The sequence below is a fragment of the Lysinibacillus sp. NPDC096382 genome, from assembly GCF_044762845.1.
In the GTDB taxonomy this organism is placed as follows: domain Bacteria; phylum Bacillota; class Bacilli; order Bacillales_A; family Planococcaceae; genus Lysinibacillus.
The window spans coordinates 85,748-109,732 of the sequence record NZ_JBIWFC010000010.1; the positions used below are offsets into that span (position 1 = coordinate 85,748).

Below are 23,985 nucleotides of genomic sequence, written 5' to 3' on the forward strand. Positions count from 1 at the left end.
CTTCCTTCCTCAAATAAGTGAGAAAGGAAGTGGCTGTAACCGTACTATTTATTCATGTATTGTAATGAGCCATTTAAAATTTTTGCCATTTGTGTGCGTTTTAATGGACTGCTTGCATTAATAACAGTTTTGCCATTAGCATTTACAGATCCAGTCATGATTTTACCTGCATATAGGAACGCAAAGGCTTTTTTCGCTTCTTCACTTGTAACAGTTGCACCATCAGCATAATAAGATAAGCCTGGATCACCATAGTTCATTTCTTTTCCTGCAACATGTGCTACTGCACGGTAAATCATCACTGCTGCTTGTTGTCGAGTAAGTGTTCCATTTGGATTAAAGTTCTCTGCCTTCACGACAATTCCAGCCTCAGCTAAGGCATTGATTGCTTGTACACGTTCTGTATCAAGTTTCGCTATATCTTTAAATCCAGCATTTGTTGTAGAAGATAAGTTTAATGAACGAGCAATCATTAACGCAAATTGAGAGCGTGTAATATTGTCATATGGTTTAAAATTATCTTGACCCTTAACAATTCCCTTACTGTATAATGCTAAGATTGCTTCTTTATTACCATCATTACTAATATCTTTAAATGGATTCACCACTGGTTTCACTGCGCCTTCGACAGCAAAGCTAAATTGTACTTGATGGTTTGAGTCATAGTTCACGCCTTTTTCTGGCTCATTCACAACAATATGTAGCTGAGCATTTACAAGTTTCTTTAAGTCTGTCACTACAAATGAGTACTTACTAGTATTTGTTGTATCGTCTTGACTTACTAAAGTTGCTTCATTTCCTTCCACTTTGAATCCTTTAACATATTGACCTTGAGGGAATGTCATAGTAACTACGTTTTTACCATCTACTACTGATACGCCTACTTTTGGTTGAATATATTGCTTCATAATAGATTCTTCAGAAGTACCGTTTTTGTAAACAGTGATAGCCACTTCATTTACTTTAACTTCTTCTTTAACCTCTTCAGATTTACCGTTTTCTTCAGTAATAGTTGCTTCCTTATTTTCTACTGCTTTTAAATCAAAATCATACCACTTGTCCATATTAGCTGAAGCTACGACAACGTGAATTTTCGCTTGTAATACTTCACCAGCTACAACTGGGAAACTGTATGTAATTGTGCCATCTGCATTTTTAACTTCAGTAGCATCTACTAACTTATCACCTTGCTTTGTTTGTAAACCTGCGATCATTGGGGCAGATTTTGCTGCTACCGTTAATTTTGCCTCAAATTCCCCATCCTTCTCAACGATTGTGCCTGTTGTAACAAGATGAGAGCTAATTGCAGGTTGGGGTTCTGATGTACCCGGCTTAAAGATGTGGAAATCTACTATAGTATCAACATTTTCTGATTTAATTGCCCCTACTTTTACTTCAGTATTTGTAGTCGTTACTTCAGCTACCTTTGCAGATGCAAATGATGGTGCTGAAAGCGATGCTGCTAGCAATGAAGCTAGTACTATTTTTGTTGCGCGTGATTGTTGTTTTTTAGCCATTATTGACCCTCCGTTTTTGTTTGTATTTTTTTTCTATAAAGTAAAAATGCTGATCCAACTAATGCCACAATTAATAAATACGGTGTAACATCACTTGTTTGAGGATTCGGCACATGACTTTCAGAAGAATTTGTTGGTGCATTAGTAGTTTTCGTATCTGATGCTGTTGTTGTGCTTCCTCCAGATGCTGCATCAAATACTAGTGAAACGCTGTATTCGTGGTGATAATTAATATCGTCAATATCAATTTTCATAGAAGTCACAACAGGTTTCGTTAAATCTTTAACTGTAAATTTTACAGTACGAGTATCTGCTGCTTTATCTTCGCTTACTACAGTTGCTCCACCAGGTGGTTGGAACTTTGTGATCCATACACTATTTTTTAATGTAATTTGAACAGTAGCTGTCCCATTTTTCAATGTGACCTTTGCTGGTTTTATAAAATAATCATTGGCAATGGATACAGAGTTGCTCTCAGGTTTATTGACCTGATATTTTATCGAATGTGTGCCGTCAGCTAGTTGAGCAGATGCTTGTGGTAACGCAAAGTTATAAACAAACAAAGTTGCAAGCATGACGAACATCATTAATTTCTTCATGTGTTGTACGCCTCCTCTGAAAAATAATTGAAAGTAATTTATTGAAAACGAAAATCATTCTCATTTATGCTCTCATTACCAAGAATAATCGTTTATACCAGTGTATGTCAATAACAAAACCGAATTCGTCTTCGATATGTCAAATTACCTTCAAAAAAAGAAATATCACGTAAATAACATGTGATATTTCCTATATTTTTAATTAAAATGCCCATTCTATTTATTCATCTCAACTAGACATCTAGTATATTTAAGAAACTATTTCAATAATCGCTATAAGAATAAGTAGCCACCCTGAAATAGCGGTTGAGTGTTTTCCAATAAAAGTCTTTGTAAGTAAGACTCCAAAATGAACACCAGCACCTACTGTGATGAACGAAAAGACACCGATAGAAATAACTGTCCAAATCGCAGAAATACCATTGGCCCCAAGTGCTATTCCTCCCGCTAAACAGTTGGCTGATAAGACAAAGCCGAGCGTCATTGCTTCTCGAATTGAAATTATATAATTTTTATCCTCATCAAATACTTCAGGATTTCCCAATATTCCTTGTTTAGAAAAGCGACTAGATAATAAAGTCCATATCCCAATCGCACAAAGTAAAAGACTCCCTATTAAATTTGCGAAATCCGGAGAGATAAAATTAATAACTACGCTTCCAGCTGTTACTGCAGCGTATGTGACGATCATTGAAATTAGAGCAATTACCGCATTGGATAATATGGGTATTTTCACTCGCTTAATACCATAGGCGAGACCAATTCCTAAATTATCTAAGTTGGCAGCTATCCCAATAAGAATGATGGCTATCCAATGCATTCTTTTCCTCCTCAATAACGTAAAATCCATTCTCACATAGGATATGAAGGAATAAAATTTTTGTTCATCTATGTTTTGAACGGAGTGAAACGCGGAGAAATTGTGATTGCCCTTGATACAATAACTATTTCACATACTTTAACACCTTTAACACGCGGAAGACTTGATATTACTTACGTTTGCTCGTCTTTTACCCGCGGGTACTGTTATCCTATCGTTTAAACTTATTCAATTGTTTGGAAATCTTTTCAGCAATAATTGCGGTGACAACGGATGACTCTGCTACATGCTGTATTGCTTGTAAAGTTTTTGAAATGCTCTTTGCTATATCATTCGACTGATTAGATGACTCTATTACGACATTTGACATTTTTAATTTTGCTTTTTGTATTTCTAACATAGGTGATTCGATCAAGAATCCCGTACGTTGTAACAAGGATAACCGACGTTTGTTTAAACTATTGATTGTCCCTTCAAAAGGCTTAATGAGTCCGAGCAGCATTTTTAGCGTAGTTGTTTTTCCAGCACCGTTCGGGTCCAAAAACCCATAAATCTCTCCTTCCTGAACATAAAGATCAACTTTTTTTACCGAATTAATTGATCCAAACTTTTTGCTAAGATTTTGTGTTTGCACAATAGCCGATGTATTCATAGGAAAAAATCATTTCTGTTCAACTCAAACATTAATAAATTTACCTTTCTCAAATCTAAAGTGAGCCTTACGACAGCCTTAAATTAAAGATTCAATGGCTCTTAAACATGAACTTTTTTTCTTGTTCTATCTCGAATATCCATTTAAGATTTTCAATTTTTAAAATAAGCCAATTTGACAAAAGTAACAACCTTTTGATAACTTTAAGTTGTTACTTGTTAATATTTAGTTATATCTCATCCTATAATAAAGAGAGGGAGATTTTATGAGAGTCGGTAAATTATTAAAGATAGGATTGGCTTTAGCATTAATGTTCGTATTAAGTGCTTGTAGCTCAGATGGTGAAGGCACGAAAAATAAAGAAAAAAATGAAGTGAACTTAGCCTATGTTGAGTGGGATACTGAAATTGCCTCTACAAACGTAGTAGGACAAGTTCTAGAGGATTTAGGTTATGATGTAACACTAACACCACTAGATAACGGAATTATGTGGGAAGCTCTTGCAAAAGGAGAAGTTGACGGTATGGTGTCAGCTTGGTTACCACAAACACATGCCCCACAAGTTGAGAAGTACAAAGATAAAATAGTAGATTTGGGAGAAAACCTTTCAGGTGCAAAAATTGGCTTAGTTGTCCCTAGTTATATGGATGTAAACTCTATCGCAGACTTAACAGATGAAGCAGGTAAAACAATAACTGGCATTGATCCTGGAGCAAATATGACAGCAACTACGGAAAATGCTTATAAGGAATATAGTAATCTTGAAGGCTGGAATGTAGTGACCTCATCTGGAGGCGCAATGACAGCAGCCCTTACTCAAGCCATTGCGAAAAAAGAAGAAATTATCGTTACAGGTTGGTCTCCACATTGGAAGTTTAACGCATTTGATTTAAAATATTTAGACGATCCTAAAGGTATATACGGAGCCGAAGAATATATTGGTACATTTGCACGTAAAGGATTGAAAGAAGATAATCCGAGAGTGTATAGTGTTCTTAAAAACTTCCACTGGACTCCGGAAGATATTGAAAGTGTTATGTTTGATATTATGAAAGGCGCTGATCCTAAAGAGGCCGCAAAAAAATGGATTAAAGACAATGAAGATAAAGTGTCAGAGTGGACAAAAGATGCAAAATAAGCAAATATGAGTTTGGATATACTCGTCTAGCATTACATATTAGGAATAGAATTAAATACAACAAAATATCTTCTGCACTTTAGTAGATGGTATTTAGAAAATAATTAAAACGTTTAAATTCTGTCGTTAGAGGTTCAGCCAAAAAACATACTCTATGCAAATAAAAAGTCGATTCCCAGTACAATATTGGAGTCGACTTTTTTGTTTTATGCTGCGATTGTTAAACATTTGAATCAAATAATCTATGAAAGCATTTTGGTTCAAATTATGTACTTTTCCATATAAAACGCTTCGCACCTAGTATAACGAGTGATACAATGATGCCCCCAATAATCATCATACAAATAGAGATTAAGAGGCCGATTCCAGGCACTGATTCGTGATAGGTTATGATTGGTGATACGCCATATTGATGTGGAGAGATAGCAAACCTCATGATTTCTAAGTATGCGAGGTGAAAGCCAATCGAAGTCCAGATACTTCCAGTCCACAAACGGAGCAATTGCAAACATATTCCAAAGCAAAAAATTAATATGATATAAAAGATGTTAATGGATACTCCTGAAGTAAATCCAACGAGCGCTTGAATCAGGGCAACCGCTACAGTGACAGATACAAATAGTAAGGTTTGAAATAATACTGATAGCCAAGCGGCAAATCTATGACGTAAGACATCATATAGCATACCTCGCAATCCAAATTCCTCTGGCAAAGCTTCATAAAAAATAGCAAATAAAATATTGATTAGTAGCGCACCAAACCACTGATCGGGTGTATGCCAGTCTTCAATGACTATCCACCCTTGAAGACTGGCTATAATGAATCCCAATGAGGCCAGTGCACTTGCCAAGAGAACCCCAGTAATAAAGTGATTTAGCCTTTTCCAAGAATATACCGGCACCTTAGGTTTAACTCCTATCATCCGATAAACATGCTTATATAAATATAAAATAATAGGCACAACCAGCCCGCTCATCACAAGACCTTGGATAAAATATTGAGAATATCTTGATGAGTCGAACAACTGTGCAGAAACTTCACCGGAAAGAGAAGCTAAGAATAAACTAGCGACTAATGTTGACCATCCAGCGAGCATAAGAAGTTTCCATTTCATATATCATTTTCCTCCCATGTGCATTTTAATTAAGTTATTCAAATTACTTCAAACATCGAATATTGTACATACACTTTATATACAATATATACAAAGAGTAAATATTTTGCAAGCCCAATTATTATTGAAATTGAAATTTGCTGCCTGCTTCCTTCAGATTTTAGGTTACCACGGACACCCTTGCACTTAGTCAGCCACTACTTCTGTTTTCGTTGTTCGGGACTTGCCCCATAGATTGCGTCCATTATGGGCGCACACGAAAAAATCCATTTACGGATCAGTAAATGGATTTTTTCTAATGAAGCAATGAAGCAATGAAGCAATGAAGCAATGAAGCAAATTCATTATGATATTACTTTTGAAGACGTATCTAGATAAAAAAGTTTGATTACAATGCGCACTCAAAGAGTTTATAAAATGGATCATTGTCTTTCTTTCGTTCCCATCGATTTTTTTAATTAGACTTAACTTGGACTATCCCTCTAATTCTAAGTGCCTCTTGAAGAATATGAGAATAGCTTAAATCCAAGTCCTCGATTACTTCTTCACAAGCCAGTTCCTTTGACGTAATCTTTCCTGTTTTTCAATGTATAGTACACACGACATAAGGTTAAAATAATAAACTCAACCAAGAATCGAATAAAAAAAAGAGAAAGGTTTATCTAAATGCAATTGGCTCTGCTTATCCAAGGATAAGTACTCGCCGCTTTATCTGGCGGGGAGGCACAACGGGCATGGATTGCCATGGCTTTAGCACAACGGCCCGAGTTCTATTATTTTACTCAAATTTAATACCCTTCTATATTTAGAAGGGCATTTATAAAAAGATATATTTTATTCAGAATCGGATAAATTTTTAGTACTGGTATATAAAAGTGGACTACTTATAATAATTGGCATTAAAGCAGATACATTTTTTAGATTTTTAAACAATTTAAAATAACATTAGCTAAAACCTTTGAGCCCGCTGCTCCTTTTAAGTATCTTAAATCTTCAATTGATAACCAATCTAGTTCTTTTAATTTGTTAGATTTCGAGCGCTAAGTACATAAAAAAACGACTTACCTATCATAGGTGAGTCGTCTGAAATTTTCACGTTCCCGAAATATAAGGGGGGTTTCAGGTTCGTAATCATGAACTAGCAAACCTCTGGAGAAAAGTAGCTAAAGTTCATCCTCTCTACACTGTATTGTAGTCAAGGAATATTCTTTATATGATAATGATAATCATTTTCATTTAAAATGTCAACAGTAATCACATAGATATTTATATTTATTCAGTAGCAGTCTCCCACATCAAGAAGTATTCAATTCGGATGACTAAATTGAAGTCAATCGTTCTAACTAATTATGAAATTTTTATAAAAACGTTTGATCAATTAAAGGAGCCTTCTTCAACTAAACCTAACAACTAGCTTACTCCCCGTTATCGACCTAATCTCTCCAAAAATCCTGAATAAATGCATAAACGGAACTTGATTATCGCAAAATTTGGTTTGTTCAAATAAAATATTATGTGAGATTTCTCCAAATACAGTTGGGGGAACGCTCCTTTTTAATGAACCTTGCAGAAAAAATTTTTCCATCAGCAACTATTTTATAATGTAGGTCATTATTCCAACTTCCTATGTGTAGCTCTTTTTCTATAATTAGTGATTTGTTCCCTAATGAGTATGGTTCAAGTGCTTTTTTTATTAGTTGGTACAATTTTATATCTCCTTAGAGTTAAGTAGTTGATTACCTTATTTACTAAATCTCTCAAGTTTACATTAAAGTAGTTTTATATCTTGTTGGTTCAATTTATGTTTTGAATCATATTTCACACTTAGAAATAATCAAGCCACGAATGACCAGTTGGAAACTGTCTTTTCAAAGCCATTTTTAACCAATCCCTTTGTTTAGGCAGTAAATATGGAAGCATAATTTGTAAATCTTTAAAATCTTTTTCTCTAACCTTTGAGCTACCACCTTTATAAAGCAGTTGAATCTCGGGTCTCAGGTAAGGTATCTCATCATCTGTTCTTAAAAATATTTCCTCTAATCTTCTTCGAATAGATTTTTCTCTCCTGTATATCCAGGATTGTTGCTCTGTCTCTACTAACATAATTTGAAAAGCCCAGGGAGAACTACTGCTTTTAGTAGCCCAGATATCATTTGTGGTTTTTAAAAACTCGCCTTCTTGCCAAGGAACAAGTTTCCCATTCTCTGCTTTGTATAACATCCAATCACCTGACAAATGATTATAAGCAGTCAATTGTTCCTCTCGAAGTATTATTACATCTATATCATCATGTACCCTTGACTGTTTGCCTAAATGTAAATCTAAAGCCCATCCCCCTGCAATACCCCAATTAATTGGAATAGTAGAAAAGAGCTTATAAATTTCTGCTACGGTGATTGATTCCCAATTATCTATATCCGTCCTCATATAAATGTCCTCCTTGTAGCTTTGACTGCAAACGTTGATTTGCGTTATAAAAACCCCACCGTTTTGAAACAAAGCTTGATCTAAACGGTGGGATATTATTGATCTAAAAACGTATTTTTTTAAAGATTGAACAAATTTTTATCAAAGTTATCCTATATATTCTCTAAATGATTCGTATCATTTATAAAGTGAATTACCTTTTCCTGATCAGTAAGTTCTATTAAACTAATTCCTGTATCTCCAATTTTAAAATAATAATCCATGTTGATTGGCATTTGGTAAAAAGCACGTAATATATTATTAATTACCCCACCATGAGCAACAATCGCAATTCGTTCATATTTATTTCCTGTCACAATCTTAGAAAATATCGTTTCAATCCTCATTCGAAATTCTATGAATGATTCTCCATTTTCAAAACGGTCATGAAAAAATTTTGGCTCTGGATACTTTTTAGCTTCTTCAAAGGATAATCCAGCTTGTACACCATTATTAAACTCCATTAATTCTTCTTCCAATTGCACTGGGCACCCAATAGTTTCTCCTAATGTTTCGGCGGTTTCGCGTGCTCTTTTTAACGTACTTGCCCATATAAAATTTGGCGGGAAGTCATTTTTTACTTTTTGTGATAAACTTCCCACTTGCTTTCTACCTCTTTCCGTTAATTCAAAATCAGCTCTCCCTTCATGGACGTTTAAAATATCTGCTCCCGATTCTCCGTGTCGAATTAATAGTATTTGCATGACTTTTTCCCCCTTTTATCTTTTAAATCCAAAAATATAAAACTAAACTGCTCCATTAATTGAATACGAACATCGATTATGCATTTTTTTCAGTTATATATGTATTGAACTGACCTCGACGTTATTGAAAAGCGACTGCACTATTGAACACTTGCCCCCATTAGTCTAATAAGAAGTTTTATGTGTTACGTATTGTAACGTTCCCTTCCTTATTTTCTTCGTGGTTCCATTCAACTTGAATCTCAAATGTTCCATCTTTAAAAAATAAAGGAAATCTTCTACGTATCGATATCTGCATAGGAAGTTTATATGCGTTCTCTATATCTACCCAAACAGCTTTCCCCTCTGGAGCATCTTCCAAGAGTTTACCCTCGAAATCCTTTGTTATGTAATTAAATATCATATATCTATCTTTAGCGACTGGATTAACATATTCATAAAGCCCTTTATAAGTAAGGTTTCTAACTTCTAACCCAGTTTCTTCTTTTACTTCTCTAATAACACTCTCTACAATACTTTCAGGAAACTCAACTTTACCACCCGGTGGGATAAATCCTTTGAAATTGTCGTGCTGTCTATCCAGAAGTAAAACCTTCTCTTCACTTTGAATCATACAAACAGTCCATATTTTATAATTAATAGAATCGCTCATAATTACCTCCATATTTTTACATAAACATCACCATATATATCCTTCTTATTCGACTAAACTGCGTCATTAGTTTAAGTAGAAAAAGACTCTACCCCTTATTGAAGTAAAGCACCCGTTAGCCCTCCATGAAGCGCGAAAATAATCTCTTCACCACAGAAAATGAAAGATGATTAAGTTCTTTCATGGGAGTTGAAGAAGAACAACCCTATTCGCCAACTTGAAGCAAGTACCTTTTTTCTTTCCCATCATACTCAACAATCAAAATATCTCTTCTTTCTTTTGGGGAAAATATCTTTGCACCAACTGGTAATTTATTTGCCATCCCTTCAGATATTTCCCCTATTTGTTCATCTTTTATTAATCCTTCCTCTTCAATCCAATCTATACCCGTTTTATAAACTCTCCCATCAAATTCAAAGATGTCTGCATCTGGATTTAGTTTTAATACTTGTTCTTTACTTAAAACTCCCCCTTCATTCTGTCCAGGACTTCCTGAACAGCCAATTAATATAGAAGGTATTAAGAATAATATAAGAACAGTAGATAATAATCGCATAAACAGCCTCCTTTATATAACAGACGTAAATATTTAATAACCTGTTTCATCTTGTTTCTTTATTCAACTAAACTGCTCCGTTCGTTCAATAAAGAAAAAAAGAGCTACATATGCAACTCAATGATCTTCAAGAAAAGCACCCCGTTACTTTAAGTACATTTCTTCACAAACTACTTTATATTATCAATAAAATAGGTATCATAAGATTCTTTAAATATATAACCCAACTTTTTGGCTAATTCGGCAGATTCTGAATTCGCTCCATCCCAACTAGGGTAATGCCCTCTATCTAGACAATATAATATCAAGGCAGAGGCTGTGATAGTTGCTAACCCTTTTCTTCTATATTGAGGATGTGTAGCAATTTCAATCTCTATGCCATCATCATATATACTAAAAGATGTCGCCGCACAAACAACTTGTCCCTCATGTATTATTGCATAACCCATACCTCTATTGACAAAATCATCAATAGAATCAAATTGACTAACAAAGTCTTCGGATAGCTCATGGAAAGACGGTAAATTTACTATATTGTTATCAACCTTCTTAATTTCATAATCTTCCGGTAATGAAGTCAATATGTTCTGTAAATGTGTTCTATTGAAATGCTCTGGATCCTTTTTAAATCTGTATCGTTCAAATTTCTCAATCGCACCATTATGGACAGTTTCTATTCTATTTTTCCATTCATCTGAATCAACAATTGCAAGTGTGAATTCGGGGAGATTATAAAGCAATTCCTCAGCTGCCTTAGTATTGGGATCGCCAGCATAAAACACAAAAATCCCCACAGTTATCTGGGCAACTGTTGGATTCTCAAGGTTATCCACCCAAGCTGTTCCCATATGGCCTTGGAGATATGAAAGAACAATAGTGCTATCAATATTTTCAAACATAGGTACTAATTTTTTTCTTACTTCGTTATTCGCTTCATAAATCATTCAATTCCTACTTTCTTAATAGTATTATTACTTTCCATTCCCATCAATATTATCATAATAACCACACAGCAAAAGGGTATTATTGCCTCTTTTGAAATGTAATGTTAATTTTAGCACTGCCCCGTTAGCCATCCATGAAGTGCAAAAAGCAGCACTTCACCACAGAAAATGAAAGATGATTAAGTTCTTTCATGGGAGTTTAATAAGAAAAGCAAATCTAATAAAGAATAGTACATACTTATGATACGGTTCACCTTAATGTAGTTAGTTTCCATTATATATATATATCCTTACCAGCGATTCATCGCTATTTTCACCCAGACAACGTATAATAAGAGAAGCAGAAGAAGAATTCATTTTTCCTCTAGTTAAAAAAAGAGGTGCAATTACTTGAAACAGTTTGAAACAGCATTACCTGAGCAGTATGAAACATTAAAAAAACAGGCCAATTATACGTCTAGCTGGCGAGAACGTTTAGACGCAGTCGAAAAGTTATCGGCTTATCAACATGACAAAATCATAGATTTATTAAAAAATCGTATGCAGCATGATACTGTCAACAAGGTGCAATTAGCAGCCTATGAAGCACTCGCAGCGTTTGGTGAGGACGTAGAGAAGCCATCACCTGCACGTTTTGATATTATCAAAGGAACAGACAAAATTTTCCTTCGGGTGAAAAAGAGCTTGCCGAAGGATCATACAGTGGCAGACTTTGCGGATAAACTAAAACGAATGCGTTTAGATGTCTTTGATGCGTATGAAGGCGACAAAGGTGTAGAATTTATGAACTGGTTAGAGGAACGTTGGGCAAAACTATAATCAGTAGTTTTGCGATTTATGAAGGAAGGTCATTCTCTCCGCTTGTGGAGGGAATGACTTTTTCTTATCTTACACTGCGGTTCATCGAAACTCATTGTATTACTTCTTTTCTTTGATCATCTATCTTTATTGTTTAATGATAAAACAAACACCTTATTCAATTAACCTGCTCCGTTAGTACAATAAGGGGACTCGTCAGATTTACGCGGATTTACAACGATAAGACTTCAATTTTTATACACGTTTATTCATCAAAGACGATGGTGCAACATTACTTCAAATACTTCAAAACCTTTGCTATGACTGACTTTTAACAAAAGTGCATAAAACAACGCATAAACAATGTTCATAAGAAAAGCCACGAACGTTGATTTAACAACATTAGTGGCCTTTGCTCCAAACTTTTGTTTGGGAACGTTATTTTGTATGTGATTGTATAGCTTAAATAAACGTATCAATCGAACTCGATGTAGGTTTTACTCGCTGTTGTGCTTCTGCTTTTAAAGCATTGAGTGTTTATTTTACCCGACTTTAGATTGAATGTTTTTAGTGTTCTTTTTTAATCTCGTTGCATACCCAATCATAGTAAGTGTTATTGCAAGAGAAGCCCAATTGAAAGTGCCTAACTTAACTAAATCATAAGTAAAAGTGATAATAGCAAGAACTGCGATAGTATAAAAATAGTAAAGTAATAATTTCATAAGAAACACCTCATATATTAATATAATTCTACAGATTGTAACATTATTCCTTTTTTGTTTCTATATCAGTCAAATAATTTCTAAACAAGTTCCTAAAGCGTTGTTTGGGAACAATTCATTCCTAACGTTGTAAATCCGCATAAATCTGGCGAGACGCCAAAAAAGACAGATTATTTTAAATCTCCTTATTCCACTAAAGCACCCGTTAGCCATCCATGTAGCGCAAAAACCAGCGCTACACCACAGAAAATGAAAGATGATTAAGTTCTTTCATGGGAGTTCAATAAAAAAGGCTGTTTTCTTAAAGATTGTTGCTATAAAACAAAGGTAACTACTCTTGATTAAAATGCAATAATTTATCCATTGGTATATCTGATTCTTTGAAACCATACTTCGTTAACATCATTAGTTCTATTGCTTTTTCAGGGTTCTCTTGATAAAACTTTATAATTACTTCACAATGTGCCAATGCTAAGTGTTCTGTTAGCATACGTGCAAATTCACCGAGTATTTCTCTATGTTCATCTTTAACAGGTTCTTCAGAGAAATATGTAGCAGAGACATAGTTTGCACGCTTGTCATCTTCTTCATAAATTAACTCAGGAATTTCAAAATCATCAAATGTGGCAGGTCGAAATTCATCTAAAATTGCTAAAGTATAATGTTGATTACAAATTCGAACATCCCACACTTCAAAATCCTTTAATCTAATATTACGTTCAAAATAATCAATCAAACTTATACGTCCCCTTTCAAATTTATTTGACTGCTGATAATCTAAATTACATTTTCTTATTCAAATGTTCTGCACCGTTAGTACAATAAGAAAAAAGTGCTGTCTAAAACAGCTCATTGATCTTCAAGTAAGCCTCCGTTAGTTGAACAAGGTCGCTAATTTATCTAACCACTCAATTAAATCAATTATGTTTGAACTGGAGCAGCACTCCAATTAATCATATTTACACCTTTAATATTAATGTTTCCTAAACTTAAAATATGAGGAATATGTGCAAACATCCCAAAGTTTACACCCTTTTTATGTTCTTCTGTGAAGTAGGCTAATGCGTCTGATGGTAAAGCTGAACATTCTGGATATGAAATGATATCAATGACTTGAATTTCTTCATCAGGTATATCCGAAGCAGGACCTATATAATTTTTTTTATTATAGAAATACACAGCATTTTTATTTTTCATCAATCTTTCCGTTGGTATTTCATAAAACATCAAATCTTTTTTTATACTTACTCCAAGAGAATGTAATGTTTCGTAAACATAGTAAGGGTGAAGTGGTAGTAAAAAAATCACATCATTCCATAAACAATTTAATTTGGGGATACTTTTCAATAATAAGCTTGGTCTTTCTGGATGGTCAGAATACTTTTTTGAGTAAGTTTTATAAAGTTCGGGATGTATCAATTTTATCTCGTTAAGGGAAATAAGAACCTCACCCGTCATTTTTTTAGGTATCATATGATAAACGTAATCCATCAAATTTCCTCCCCATCAAAATTTAATTTTTTAAAAGATAGTTTTTTCAATCTCCTTTTATTCGCTTTCTATCGCTCATATTACCGAGTAAATAAGATGAAAAACGGACTGGCAATATATAGGATAACATATTATAAGATTTAACTTAGAAACAAGAAACCGCTAGAGAGTGTAATTCTTCTTTAGCGGTTTTATATTGTTCTGAAAGTTTTATCTTCAACTAACCTGCTCCGATAGTTCAATAATTTAAGAATAGATTTGCTCATAAATAAAAACTGAACTAAATTTAATAACTATTAGTTCAGTTTAAAAATACACAATAGCAAACATATCACCGTTTATAAACCTGTAACATTATCAATAGGTATGGACTTATACCATAATGGTTGATCCAAATTAAAATAGTCATGATCTGCTAAAATGAGATGGATTCTTTGCAATGCATCTTCAAAAGATTGTTCATCATATCTTTTCGTCCACACAATCGTAGAGATGATATTCATCGCTGCATAAAGGGCATATATTCGCCAAAATGTATCGTCTAGAGATTCTGTAAAATAACCATTTATTTGTCCAATACAAAATGGGATACTATGTCTTCTGCTAAATAAAGAAAGATTATAAAAATCATGATAGGGGTCACCAAAATCATAGCCATTAAAATCAATTACGCCATTGTATGTGTTATTTAGAACGATGATATGGCCCAGATGAAAATCATCATGGAGTAAGGTTATAGGTCGATCTTTAAAAATGTGGAAATTGTTTTCAATAAAGTTTAGTATTTTATGCTCGTTTGGCAGTTGATAGCTACCTTTTTTATATGCATTTAAATAAAAGCTGAATTTCTTTCTTTGAGCTTCTTCCCAAAGTATCGTTTGTGGGGCATGGGCATGTAGTTGATGAATTTTTCTTAATTCTTTCCCAGCAGCAAGACCTATATTAAATTGCTCCACATCAGAAAGATTCGAAATGAATTCATCAGCAGGGTATCCTTCAATATAACTTAATACCATGACAGAAAGATTAGCCTCTATCAATAAAGTACATTCTATGGCTTTATATGTTTGTACACCTTGTTTTTCTAATGCTTGAAGCAATGAAAATTCGATGGTTCGTTTTTCGTGATATTGTATGTCAGATAATCGTATAAAGTATTGATTTTGGCCGACGGTAACTATGTATTTTTTATCTAGTGAGTATCCTTTCTCGATTTTTTTTATAGATGAATACCCTTTAAGGCTCGATATGTGGTCTATTACACTTTCAATTAACACAGTCAATCCACCTTTCTCGCAACGAATAAGAATGAAAATGATACTATACGGTCGAGCGACTGTCAATGTTATGTTATTTTGGTTTTGTAATCCTTTTTTTTAAAATTACTCCTTGAAAAACGTCAGAGTATATTACGATCATCGTTATGACATACTTCAATTCATTATCGAAAGCAGTGGCATTTGAAAAAGTTGCTGTCTGTAAAATACAGGCAGCAACTTTCAACTAGAGTAGCTGTTATGATCTGTGCAAGCTACAGCAAATAATTTAATTTTCTATTTGTTTTTTTGCATACTCATTTTTTGAAATGCTTCTTTTTTTAAAAATTTCGTAACTAATAAACAGCGAGTGGCCCATAAGGACCTTCGATAATTTCTATTTTTGTTTCGAAAATATCTGTCAAAATTTTCGAATCCATAACCTCTTCTACTGTACCAAAAGCAGCAATTTGTCCATCTTTCATAGCACAAATTCTATCGGAATATTTGGCTGCAAAATTTATATCATGCATAACAGTCAGAATTGTTCTTCCAAATTCATTAGCCGCACGTCTCAAATGCTCCATCATTTGAACAGAACGAGCAACATCAAGGTTGTTCAGAGGCTCGTCCAAAAGTACATATTCAGTCTCTTGGCACAAAACCATCGCTACATATGCCCTTTGTCTTTGACCACCAGAAAGCTCATCTAAATATCTATTCTCTAAATCAGTTAAGTCTAAAAAATCGATATATTTAGAAATAATAACCTCATCCTCTATTGTTAATCTTCCCTTTGAATAAGGAAAACGTCCAAATCCAACTAGTTGTCTAATAGTAAGCCTAGTTACAAAATGATTTTCTTGCCGCAATATAGTCAAAATTTTTGCTAAGTCTTTTGATTTGGATCCGGAAATATCCATATTTGCCACCTGAATTTGACCTTCCTCCATATCCAAAAGTCTTCCAATCATCAAAAGTGTCGTAGACTTTCCAGCGCCATTTGGTCCAATTAAAGAAGTAAAACCCGCTTTTGGTATTTCAATATCCAAAGGTCCTATTTTTACCTTATCAGTATAGAACTTTTTAACATTATCAATTTTTATCATAAAGCCCTCTTCCTTAAAACTACAGTTAAAAATATTATTCCACCAAATAATTCGATAATAACTGAAACTACACCTTGTGCATGGAATACATGATACATCAAAAAATATGCACTCGTTAATATCAAAAATCCTATAGCAAGAGCCATTGGAAAAATATATCTATGATCATAAGTTGACGCCGCCTGATAGCTCAAAGTTGCTACTAAAAAGCCATAGAAAGTAAGTGGTCCAATCAAAGCTGTTGAAATTGACATCAAAATAGCAACTAATACAAGCGTATAAATTACACTAGATTGATATTTAACTCCAAAAGAAGTAGAAACATCCTTTCCTAGTGACAATATATTTAGATTCTTAGCATGCGCAAGAAGTAATAATGCTACAATTATTACCATAGGAATTACAATAGGAAAATAGGCTGAATCCGCATTATTAACAGAGCCAAACAATCTTGCCTGTAAAATATCAAATTCAGAAGGCGCAAGTAGTCTTCTCATGAAAGTTGACACAGAATTTAGCCCAGTGCCAATAATAATTCCAACTAAAAGCATAAGTTGTAAATTCCCGTATTTACCAGAAAGTAGCCATCCATAAAGAATCAAACTCATCAAGATCATAACAACAACTTGAAATAAAAATGATCCAATTCCACTAAAATTTATTAATGCACTAGCACCAAAGAAAAATATTGTACTAGTATGAATTGTTGAGTAAAGTGCTTCGAAACCTAAAAGTGAAGGAGTAATAATCCTATTATTCGTAATTGATTGGAAAGCAACAGTCGACAAGCTCTGACAAACTGCAGCAATAATCATTGCCACAAGAGCTACTATCCTTCTCATAACAACCGGGATAAAAGAAGGTGAATCTACTGGAACTGGATTGTTATAAACTAAAAGTCCATATGAAGAAAGAATGCCCAAAGCAATCAATGTTATTAGCAAAATCCAATAACGTCTTTCTTCCTTCTTAGAACGAAAAGCCCTAGCTGATCTATTTTCATTATGAAGGCTAGAATCGATTTCGACATTTTCTTTATTTCTATCTTCCAATGTGTTCATCGGTGCCTCCTTGGTTTTCTTTGTCTCAATAAAATGGTAATAAACACGACTGACCCCACTGTTCCAAGTATTAAAGAAACAGGTACTTCAAAAGGCATTATAATTGTTCGAGAAATTATGTCACAGGCAGTTATAGTCCCCATTCCTATCAAACATACCCAAGGTAAATTACTCCTAAGATCATCGCCTCTAAACATTGAAACAATGTTTGGGACAATTAGTCCCAAGAAAGGTAAGTTTCCAATAACAGCTGCAACAATACCAACTGCAAAAGAAATGAGAACAGTACCGAAAAGAACAATCCTGTTGTAATTAACGCCAAGGCTTGTTGCGACATCTTCTCCTAGCCCAGCTAAAGTCAATCTATTAGCATAAATAAAAATAAACAAAGTAACAATAACAATTAGCCATAAATATTCATATCTTCCCACCTGAACAGCCGCAAAAGAACCTACAAACCAAGTTTCAATACTTTGCGTCATTTGAAAAAAGAGTCCCATAAAAGTGGACACCGCAGAAATGACAGCTCCAAGCATCAATCCAATAATCGGGACAATTAAAGACGAACGAAGTTTAACTCTTCTTAAAAATAAAAAGAAAATCATAGTTCCTATAAAAGAAAAAATGATTGCACCAGTCATTCTTAGAACTAAAGTCGGGGCAGGAAATAATAAATAAACAAAAAGCAGCCCTAAACCTGACCATTCAATAGTCCCTGTAGTAGTAGGTTCAACAAAACGATTCTGTGTAATCAGTTGCATTACGAGTCCTGACATCGACATTGCAGCTCCAGTAAGCATTAATGCAACTGTTCTCGGAACGCGAGTTATGAAAAACATCTCCATTCCATCCTCTTGTCCACGTATATCATAAACTCCAGTAAACAATGATATAATGCCTAAAATAATAACAACTATCATCGTTAATATAAAAGGTCTTGTCCATATTTTATTGTAGTTATAAAACTGGGGTTGAGAATTTATCTCAACCCTAGAAGTTACATTTTTCAGCACTTTTTATACTCCTTTACACTACTTAGCTAAAGTATTTGCAAGGTTTTCAAACAACTCTATATAAGTCTGAATTGATTCATTTGTGTAAGTATCTGCAGGTGCATAAATAATATGTTTTTTAGAAACAGCAGTTGTTTTTTGAAGAGCAGGTGCGTTAGCAATAACATCCTGAGCAGGAACTGAATCTTTTTCACCAGATATTGCAGCATCACGATCTAATACGAAAAGCCAATCCGGATTACTTTGTGCAATAGCTTCAACAGAAACTTCATCACCTTTATGATCTGAAGTAGAATCGGCAACTTCTAATGCTGGTGCCCAACCGAAAATTTCATACATTGGTCCCCAAACACGTCCAGAATGAGGAGCTGCAAAACCAATATCCCCACCACCAACGATAACACTCATTACTTTATCTTTTCCGTTATAAGCAGATTTAGCATTTTCAATAACTTTATCAAAATCAGCTACCACTTGTTTAGCTTCTTCATTTTTATCGAAAATTTTCCCTAAAGCAATTGTAGAATTTTTAAGTCCATTTACTAAGTTTTCCCCAGGCGTAGCAGTTTCCTCAGAAACATCTACATTAAGATCAATAACAACTGCATTTGGCACTAACTTTTTGATTTCTTCGTAATAATCAGCAAATCTTTGACCGACGATTACAAGTTCAGGGTTTGCAGCCGCTATAATTTCAAGATTTGGTTCACGGTGATTTCCAATATTTTGAACTGATTCATCACTTACATATGGTGAATCCGCAGGCATTACATCCTTTGGAACAGCTGCTAGTTCAATTTTCCAATCAGCTAAAGTTTCAAAAGTTCTATTATCCAAAGCAACTACATTCTTTGGGTTTACAGGAACAGTAACAGTTCCGTGGGCATCAGTGATTTCAACTGTAGCAGGTTTAGCAACTTCTTTACTTCCATTATCTTCATTAGACTTTGACTCTTGATTAGATTTATTGCTTGAATCTGAACAAGCTACTAACATCAATGTCAAAACTGCGATAATACCAACAAATTTTAAAAACATAGATTTCTTCATACACATACTCCTTATTATGTAATTTATTTTGAAAATGATGAAGTCAATAGATTGAATTGGATAGTAATTGCTAGCCATTCCAATTGCTATTGATAATCATTTTCATTTAACCGTTCTGTGAAACAGTATAGTCTTTAATTCTGTGAAAATCTTGTGAAAAATGTAAGATGATAAATAAAGTTAATTTTTCACATTAAATATTGGATACAAGAAAGTAATGCGTGAAGTATTCTTTTTATAGTTTCCTTCTCTTCATTATCTTCCAAAAACTGTTTGGTTATCAGATTTTATAGAACAAAAAAACGAGCAAAACTAGTTGAAACTGTTTTTACTCGTTTTTTCGATTATGTTTAATATTAATTACTGTGACAAACTGTACACTATTCAATCATTGAATAGCCCCTGCCATGTATTGTTTGAATATATCGGTCTTTCTTCTCGCACTTTATCTTTTTTCTTAAATACCCAATATATAAATCCACTACATTTGGATTGACTGCTACGTCATATCCCCAAACCAGATTCAAAAGCATTTCACGACTTAATATTGTATTTTTATTCTTGATTAAAAATACAAGTAAATCATACTCGCGTTTAGTAAGCGGGAGATTTTCGCCATCCTTTGTCACAATATTACGGGATGAATCAACAAGGAGATCTTTAAACCGAAAGAAATCAGTCTCGTTTGGCTGGATACCGTCCCCTCTTCTTAAAATAACTTTTATCCTCGCTACTAATTCTTCTTTCACAAATGGTTTTCTTATATAATCATCTGCTCCTGCTTGTAATCCTGCTATGCAATCCTTGCTGGACATATTGTCGGTCACAATGATTATGGGTGTCGTTTTAACAACCCGTATTTGTCTGCAAATTTCCGGTCCAGATACACTTAACGAATCCCAATCCAATATGATAATATCCCAATCTTGCTCATATACTATATTTAAACCTTTGTTTTCATTGTGAAGTGTTAAAATGAAATAGCCTTCTTGATTTAGGCCGCTTACGATTTTCTTTGCTAAAGACCGTTCATTCTTAATTACTAACACCTGCTTCACCTACTATTCACCTCTACTTCATTTCATAAAATAATTTATCAAAAAAAAATATCGGATTTATAAATCTTAAATTTCTAATAAAACTATTATAACAACTCATCAAGATATATTTAGTAAAATTAACAATAAATGAGCATAAAATACTAAACTTCGGAATTAAACAGAAGAATACTTCAGTTATTTAACCAAAATATCGGTGAAACTGTTGACAGAAGTTTTTTTAGACTTTCAATATGTTTGGATGGTGAATTTTACTTTAGTAGATTGTTTAAAAAAGTAACTGGAATACCGCCAACGATATATGTAAAAAGTAACTGTTTGAGAATCGGTATTGCTCAAGGTTTAGACTTTAAGATAATCTAGTAGCAGTAGTTGATTTTATAAACACCAGGAGATGGACAAGACGATTATGAGAGAAGGTTGCTTTACAATTAAAAAGAATTGCGAGAAGCAAAACTAAATTTAATTATTGGTGATTTTTCACATTCCTTTCTGAATGAAACCTTTAAACAAATAACTTCTTTACGAGCTCATATATGATGATTTGGGACTTCTCCCAGCGAATGCTCTCTACGAACAAAATACGTCTGCAATTTTGTTCTCAAAATATACCAAAGTTAAACACAGACCATATTTGGAATCGAATGTTACAATGATTTACTAGAAGTTGAGTAAACACAGTCTAATTTACGTTCAATAAAAAATAGGAATGATATACCAGTTGTACAAAATGGGAAAATACAGTTGATAGATAACTGGTTAATAATAAGTTGGACTCCTCATGAAAGAATCCAAATTGCGAAGGAGATACTATCAACATTAAGGTAATTATTATAATCAACAGTGAGCAGGCTTGTATCTGGGATTCTCCTGCGGGCTAACGTGATTAAATTTAAAATTTAACATCAAAAAGAGAAAACTTATAATAGAAAATTACTTTTAAAATTAAAAAACCCGCCGTTTTGAAAATAGCCTAATCAAAATGAGTGGGTTCGATTTAATATAAATATATTTTAATATAAATCACTTGCTTCATACATAATTTCCTTTAAAGGTTTTCCGAATATCTCTTCTAAAATATTTTGTAATCGAAATCAACCACTTCCAAATCATCCGTAATTTCATTAAACCTTTTTTGATTCAAAGTACAATTTTAAATTACTTTTTCTTAATTTATTAGCTTCTTTAATTAAGTCAACTTTTTTTTGATGTATTTTTTTTAGTGAGCTTATTGCATTTTCTACGATTGTCGGAGCATCGTTTCCTAAGTTAGGGAAATGCTGATTTAAATATTCATATAAAGCCTTTTTTTCAATATTGGATGGAACGCTAGGTGCTAGAGGCAACTCGAATGGTGATTTGTTATCTGCCAATTGTTGAGGAGTATTATATATAAACTGAAAGGCATTTTGTAACATCCTTTTTTTCCTTTCATCAGTCACCTCATACACCCCTTGTGAGTCAAGAGTAATTCGGTCAAATTCAACCATTACTAGTTGGTCTGGTTTTCTATTTTTTGTTCTGTAGTACAGCATAACCTTTAAAACATCCTGCTCTGACAGCTCCTTTATTTCTTTAAATCTCCCATCTTTAGGATTAGGAATCTTATAAATTTTATTTTCTTTAGAAATATACAACCATTTTATACCACCCATAATCAATCCTCCTAAAACAACAAGAACATTAGTTCTCTTCTGAATTATAATGCTTATTTGACTTTTAACTATACAAAACTTTCAAATAAAGATTGATTGAAAGTATGCTGCGAGCATTTATATTATAAATAGAAGAAACTTCACTTATTTTCATACATTTGAGTAAAAAAGTAGTATTGAGCCTTCATAAGATTAATGTTTTTGGAAAAAAATCCACGAGTTAATACCCCATGGATTTTCTATTTAAGTGAAGTTGAATTAATTAAACGCTTCTAATATATTTGCGATTTTTCATTTTCTCAAATCATCTGCTTACTACAATGCATCTAGAGCTAAGTAATACAATTATTAGCTGTATTTTTTTGAACGACATCTTTTCAATATTTGTCTTTGTACCAGTTTCAATATCAGTTTGAATGCTCTATGGAGAAGTATAGCCATATCTTCTGTGAAAATCCTGTGACTTCCTTTCAGTAAAGGAAAATATAGGTATTGTAAATCTAAGTAAAAATAGAACCACCAATCAATATGATTGGTGGTTCTTAATTTTTAACTATAAATTATACAACCACTTTTTTGTGGCAAACGGGTATCTCTTTCTATCATTAATTGTTGAGAAATAACTATAAATAATTAAACTAATTTATTGCTTCGCTGGAATAAACCCAGCAGCTTCTGCTTCTTCTTTCGTACAGAACATCTCCTCTGCTACTGTATTTTCATAGTCACGTTGCCCTGGCATATGAAAAATTTTGTTACCTTTGGAGTTAATATTTCCTTTGATTTCACAACTGCCCTTGTTGTTATTAGTATTCGATTTATCCTCATTTATGTTAGACTGCTTTCCTTCTTTTATTGCAGCATAATATACATCTTTATCGTATCCGCGATTCGTTACATAGTCTTCAACTGACCAAATACCAATAGCAGCTTTTTGCGCAGTTTTTTGAATAGATTTAAACCAATCTACATGCTTCGTATTTGGATTATAAATATATGCCACGCGAGCTAATCCATTTTTCAATAGTTGCTCTTGAATACTAATACCATCTTTAGTATAAACATATGCTAGTAACCTTTTATATTTATCACGATATGAAACGTCAAATTCTAAATAAACCTTATCTTGACCAGCTAGTAGCTGCTTTGCAAATTCTTTAGCTTCTGGCCCATAAGGTTGCTCTCCTAACGTTTCGTGATTAGTTTCAGGGGTATCCACAAGAAGAAAACGTACTTTTTCTGAGCTACCCTTATATTTTATTCTTATTGTGTCGCCATCAATTATATCTTGTAGTTCGTATTCTTCAAATTTACTCACATCGTGCTTTTCAGCAGTTTCCTTCGTTGAAGCTACAATTCCTTGTATATCTTCAGTTTTGATAATATCTGTGTTAGTTTCTTCTGTACATGCACTTAAAAGCAATGTAGAAAAGAACAAAGCTAAAAAGAATTTTTTCAAATCAGTATCCTACTTTCTTAAAAATAAAATATATTATTTATTTTCCTATACCCCCTCTTTTAAGAATTCAAATAATATGATTCCAAGTTAGACAATACCTCCGTAATAAACCGATTTAATCCTCTGCCGCTGATTTCTTCCAGCTACTTTA

At 33.5% G+C, this 23,985-nt stretch carries 22 protein-coding genes and 2 pseudogenes; 2 read left to right on the forward strand and 22 right to left on the reverse strand.

What is annotated here, in order from left to right:
• Positions 1-44: 44 nt before the first annotated feature.
• The 4 genes and pseudogenes from ACIQZA_RS15155 to ACIQZA_RS15170 form a co-directional block, all read right to left on the reverse strand.
• The gene (locus ACIQZA_RS15155; protein ID WP_402882323.1) at positions 45-1,517 is read right to left on the reverse strand and encodes an NEAT domain-containing protein; all 1,473 of its coding nucleotides are present in this window, start codon (positions 1,515-1,517) and stop codon (positions 45-47) included.
• Positions 1,517-2,116 (reverse strand): heme uptake protein IsdC, encoded by a 600-nt coding sequence (isdC, locus tag ACIQZA_RS15160; RefSeq protein WP_402882325.1) that lies wholly within the window; start codon positions 2,114-2,116, stop codon positions 1,517-1,519. The genes ACIQZA_RS15155 and isdC overlap by 1 nt, the downstream gene beginning before the upstream one ends.
• Positions 2,117-2,366: 250 nt before the next feature.
• Positions 2,367-2,936 (reverse strand): manganese efflux pump, encoded by a 570-nt coding sequence (locus tag ACIQZA_RS15165; RefSeq protein WP_142510811.1) that lies wholly within the window; start codon positions 2,934-2,936, stop codon positions 2,367-2,369.
• A 358-nt stretch (positions 2,937-3,294) separates the two neighbouring features.
• Positions 3,295-3,588: pseudogene (locus ACIQZA_RS15170) on the reverse strand (ATP-binding cassette domain-containing protein); the annotation flags it as partial.
• Between the two features lie 265 nt (positions 3,589-3,853).
• Here ACIQZA_RS15170 and ACIQZA_RS15175 point away from each other — a divergent pair.
• On the forward strand, positions 3,854-4,726 hold the full coding sequence (locus ACIQZA_RS15175) for a glycine betaine ABC transporter substrate-binding protein (RefSeq protein WP_400939180.1): 873 nt from the start codon (positions 3,854-3,856) through the stop codon (positions 4,724-4,726).
• Positions 4,727-4,991: 265 nt separating this feature from the next.
• On the opposite strand, the gene ACIQZA_RS15180 is transcribed toward ACIQZA_RS15175, so the two are convergent.
• The 7 genes and pseudogenes from ACIQZA_RS15180 to ACIQZA_RS15210 all read right to left on the reverse strand — a co-directional run bounded on the left by ACIQZA_RS15180 (position 4,992) and on the right by ACIQZA_RS15210 (position 11,162).
• On the reverse strand, positions 4,992-5,840 hold the full coding sequence (locus ACIQZA_RS15180) for a CPBP family intramembrane glutamic endopeptidase (protein WP_402882327.1): 849 nt from the start codon (positions 5,838-5,840) through the stop codon (positions 4,992-4,994).
• Positions 5,841-6,209: 369 nt separating this feature from the next.
• A pseudogene (locus ACIQZA_RS15185) lies at positions 6,210-6,475 on the reverse strand (aminoglycoside adenylyltransferase domain-containing protein); the annotation flags it as partial.
• 1,189 nt (positions 6,476-7,664) lie between these two features.
• Complete coding sequence (locus tag ACIQZA_RS15190) at positions 7,665-8,267, reverse strand: nucleotidyltransferase domain-containing protein (protein WP_400939187.1); 603 nt, start codon at positions 8,265-8,267, stop codon at positions 7,665-7,667.
• 152 nt (positions 8,268-8,419) lie between these two features.
• Positions 8,420-9,010, reverse strand: a complete 591-nt coding sequence (locus ACIQZA_RS15195; RefSeq protein ID WP_402882329.1) for a histidine phosphatase family protein — start codon at positions 9,008-9,010, stop codon at positions 8,420-8,422.
• A gap of 178 nt (positions 9,011-9,188) precedes the next feature.
• Positions 9,189-9,662 (reverse strand): 8-oxo-dGTP diphosphatase, encoded by a 474-nt coding sequence (locus ACIQZA_RS15200; protein ID WP_402882331.1) that lies wholly within the window; start codon positions 9,660-9,662, stop codon positions 9,189-9,191.
• Positions 9,663-9,867: 205 nt separating this feature from the next.
• On the reverse strand, positions 9,868-10,218 hold the full coding sequence (locus ACIQZA_RS15205; RefSeq protein WP_400939192.1) for a hypothetical protein: 351 nt from the start codon (positions 10,216-10,218) through the stop codon (positions 9,868-9,870).
• 170 nt (positions 10,219-10,388) lie between these two features.
• Complete coding sequence (locus ACIQZA_RS15210) at positions 10,389-11,162, reverse strand: GNAT family N-acetyltransferase (RefSeq protein ID WP_400939195.1); 774 nt, start codon at positions 11,160-11,162, stop codon at positions 10,389-10,391.
• Between the two features lie 390 nt (positions 11,163-11,552).
• On the opposite strand from ACIQZA_RS15210, the gene ACIQZA_RS15215 reads away from it, so the two are divergent.
• Entirely contained in the window at positions 11,553-11,981 is a 429-nt protein-coding gene (locus ACIQZA_RS15215; RefSeq protein WP_400939197.1) for a HEAT repeat domain-containing protein, read from the forward strand.
• A 521-nt stretch (positions 11,982-12,502) separates the two neighbouring features.
• Here the strand turns inward: ACIQZA_RS15215 and ACIQZA_RS15220 are convergent.
• The 11 genes from ACIQZA_RS15220 to ACIQZA_RS15270 all read right to left on the reverse strand — a co-directional run bounded on the left by ACIQZA_RS15220 (position 12,503) and on the right by ACIQZA_RS15270 (position 23,834).
• Positions 12,503-12,682: a hypothetical protein gene (locus ACIQZA_RS15220; RefSeq protein WP_400939200.1), complete on the reverse strand. Its 180-nt coding sequence runs from the start codon at positions 12,680-12,682 to the stop codon at positions 12,503-12,505.
• A 331-nt stretch (positions 12,683-13,013) separates the two neighbouring features.
• On the reverse strand, positions 13,014-13,418 hold the full coding sequence (locus tag ACIQZA_RS15225) for a hypothetical protein (protein WP_402882334.1): 405 nt from the start codon (positions 13,416-13,418) through the stop codon (positions 13,014-13,016).
• Positions 13,419-13,603: 185 nt separating this feature from the next.
• Positions 13,604-14,173: a group-specific protein gene (locus ACIQZA_RS15230; protein WP_400941892.1), complete on the reverse strand. Its 570-nt coding sequence runs from the start codon at positions 14,171-14,173 to the stop codon at positions 13,604-13,606.
• 338 nt (positions 14,174-14,511) lie between these two features.
• Positions 14,512-15,450, reverse strand: a complete 939-nt coding sequence (locus tag ACIQZA_RS15235; RefSeq protein WP_400941889.1) for an aminoglycoside phosphotransferase family protein — start codon at positions 15,448-15,450, stop codon at positions 14,512-14,514.
• 335 nt (positions 15,451-15,785) lie between these two features.
• Positions 15,786-16,538, reverse strand: coding sequence for an iron ABC transporter ATP-binding protein (locus tag ACIQZA_RS15240; protein ID WP_132363875.1), 753 nt, complete (start codon positions 16,536-16,538; stop codon positions 15,786-15,788).
• A complete protein-coding gene (locus ACIQZA_RS15245; RefSeq protein WP_400941886.1) occupies positions 16,535-17,599 on the reverse strand; it encodes an iron chelate uptake ABC transporter family permease subunit in 1,065 nt (354 codons plus the stop codon). Before ACIQZA_RS15245 ends, ACIQZA_RS15240 begins: the two co-directional genes overlap by 4 nt.
• Positions 17,596-18,612 carry an ABC transporter permease gene (locus ACIQZA_RS15250; protein WP_400941884.1) on the reverse strand — a complete coding sequence of 339 codons (1,017 nt, stop codon included), beginning with the start codon at positions 18,610-18,612 and terminating at the stop codon, positions 17,596-17,598. The genes ACIQZA_RS15245 and ACIQZA_RS15250 overlap by 4 nt, the downstream gene beginning before the upstream one ends.
• Positions 18,613-18,630: 18 nt before the next feature.
• Positions 18,631-19,662, reverse strand: a complete 1,032-nt coding sequence (locus ACIQZA_RS15255) for a siderophore ABC transporter substrate-binding protein (RefSeq protein WP_400941882.1) — start codon at positions 19,660-19,662, stop codon at positions 18,631-18,633.
• 380 nt (positions 19,663-20,042) lie between these two features.
• Entirely contained in the window at positions 20,043-20,720 is a 678-nt protein-coding gene (locus ACIQZA_RS15260; protein ID WP_400941879.1) for a response regulator transcription factor, read from the reverse strand.
• 1,124 nt (positions 20,721-21,844) lie between these two features.
• Positions 21,845-22,375, reverse strand: coding sequence for a hypothetical protein (locus ACIQZA_RS15265; RefSeq protein ID WP_400941876.1), 531 nt, complete (start codon positions 22,373-22,375; stop codon positions 21,845-21,847).
• A gap of 643 nt (positions 22,376-23,018) precedes the next feature.
• Positions 23,019-23,834: a thermonuclease family protein gene (locus ACIQZA_RS15270; RefSeq protein ID WP_400941874.1), complete on the reverse strand. Its 816-nt coding sequence runs from the start codon at positions 23,832-23,834 to the stop codon at positions 23,019-23,021.
• Positions 23,835-23,985 lie beyond the last annotated feature (151 nt).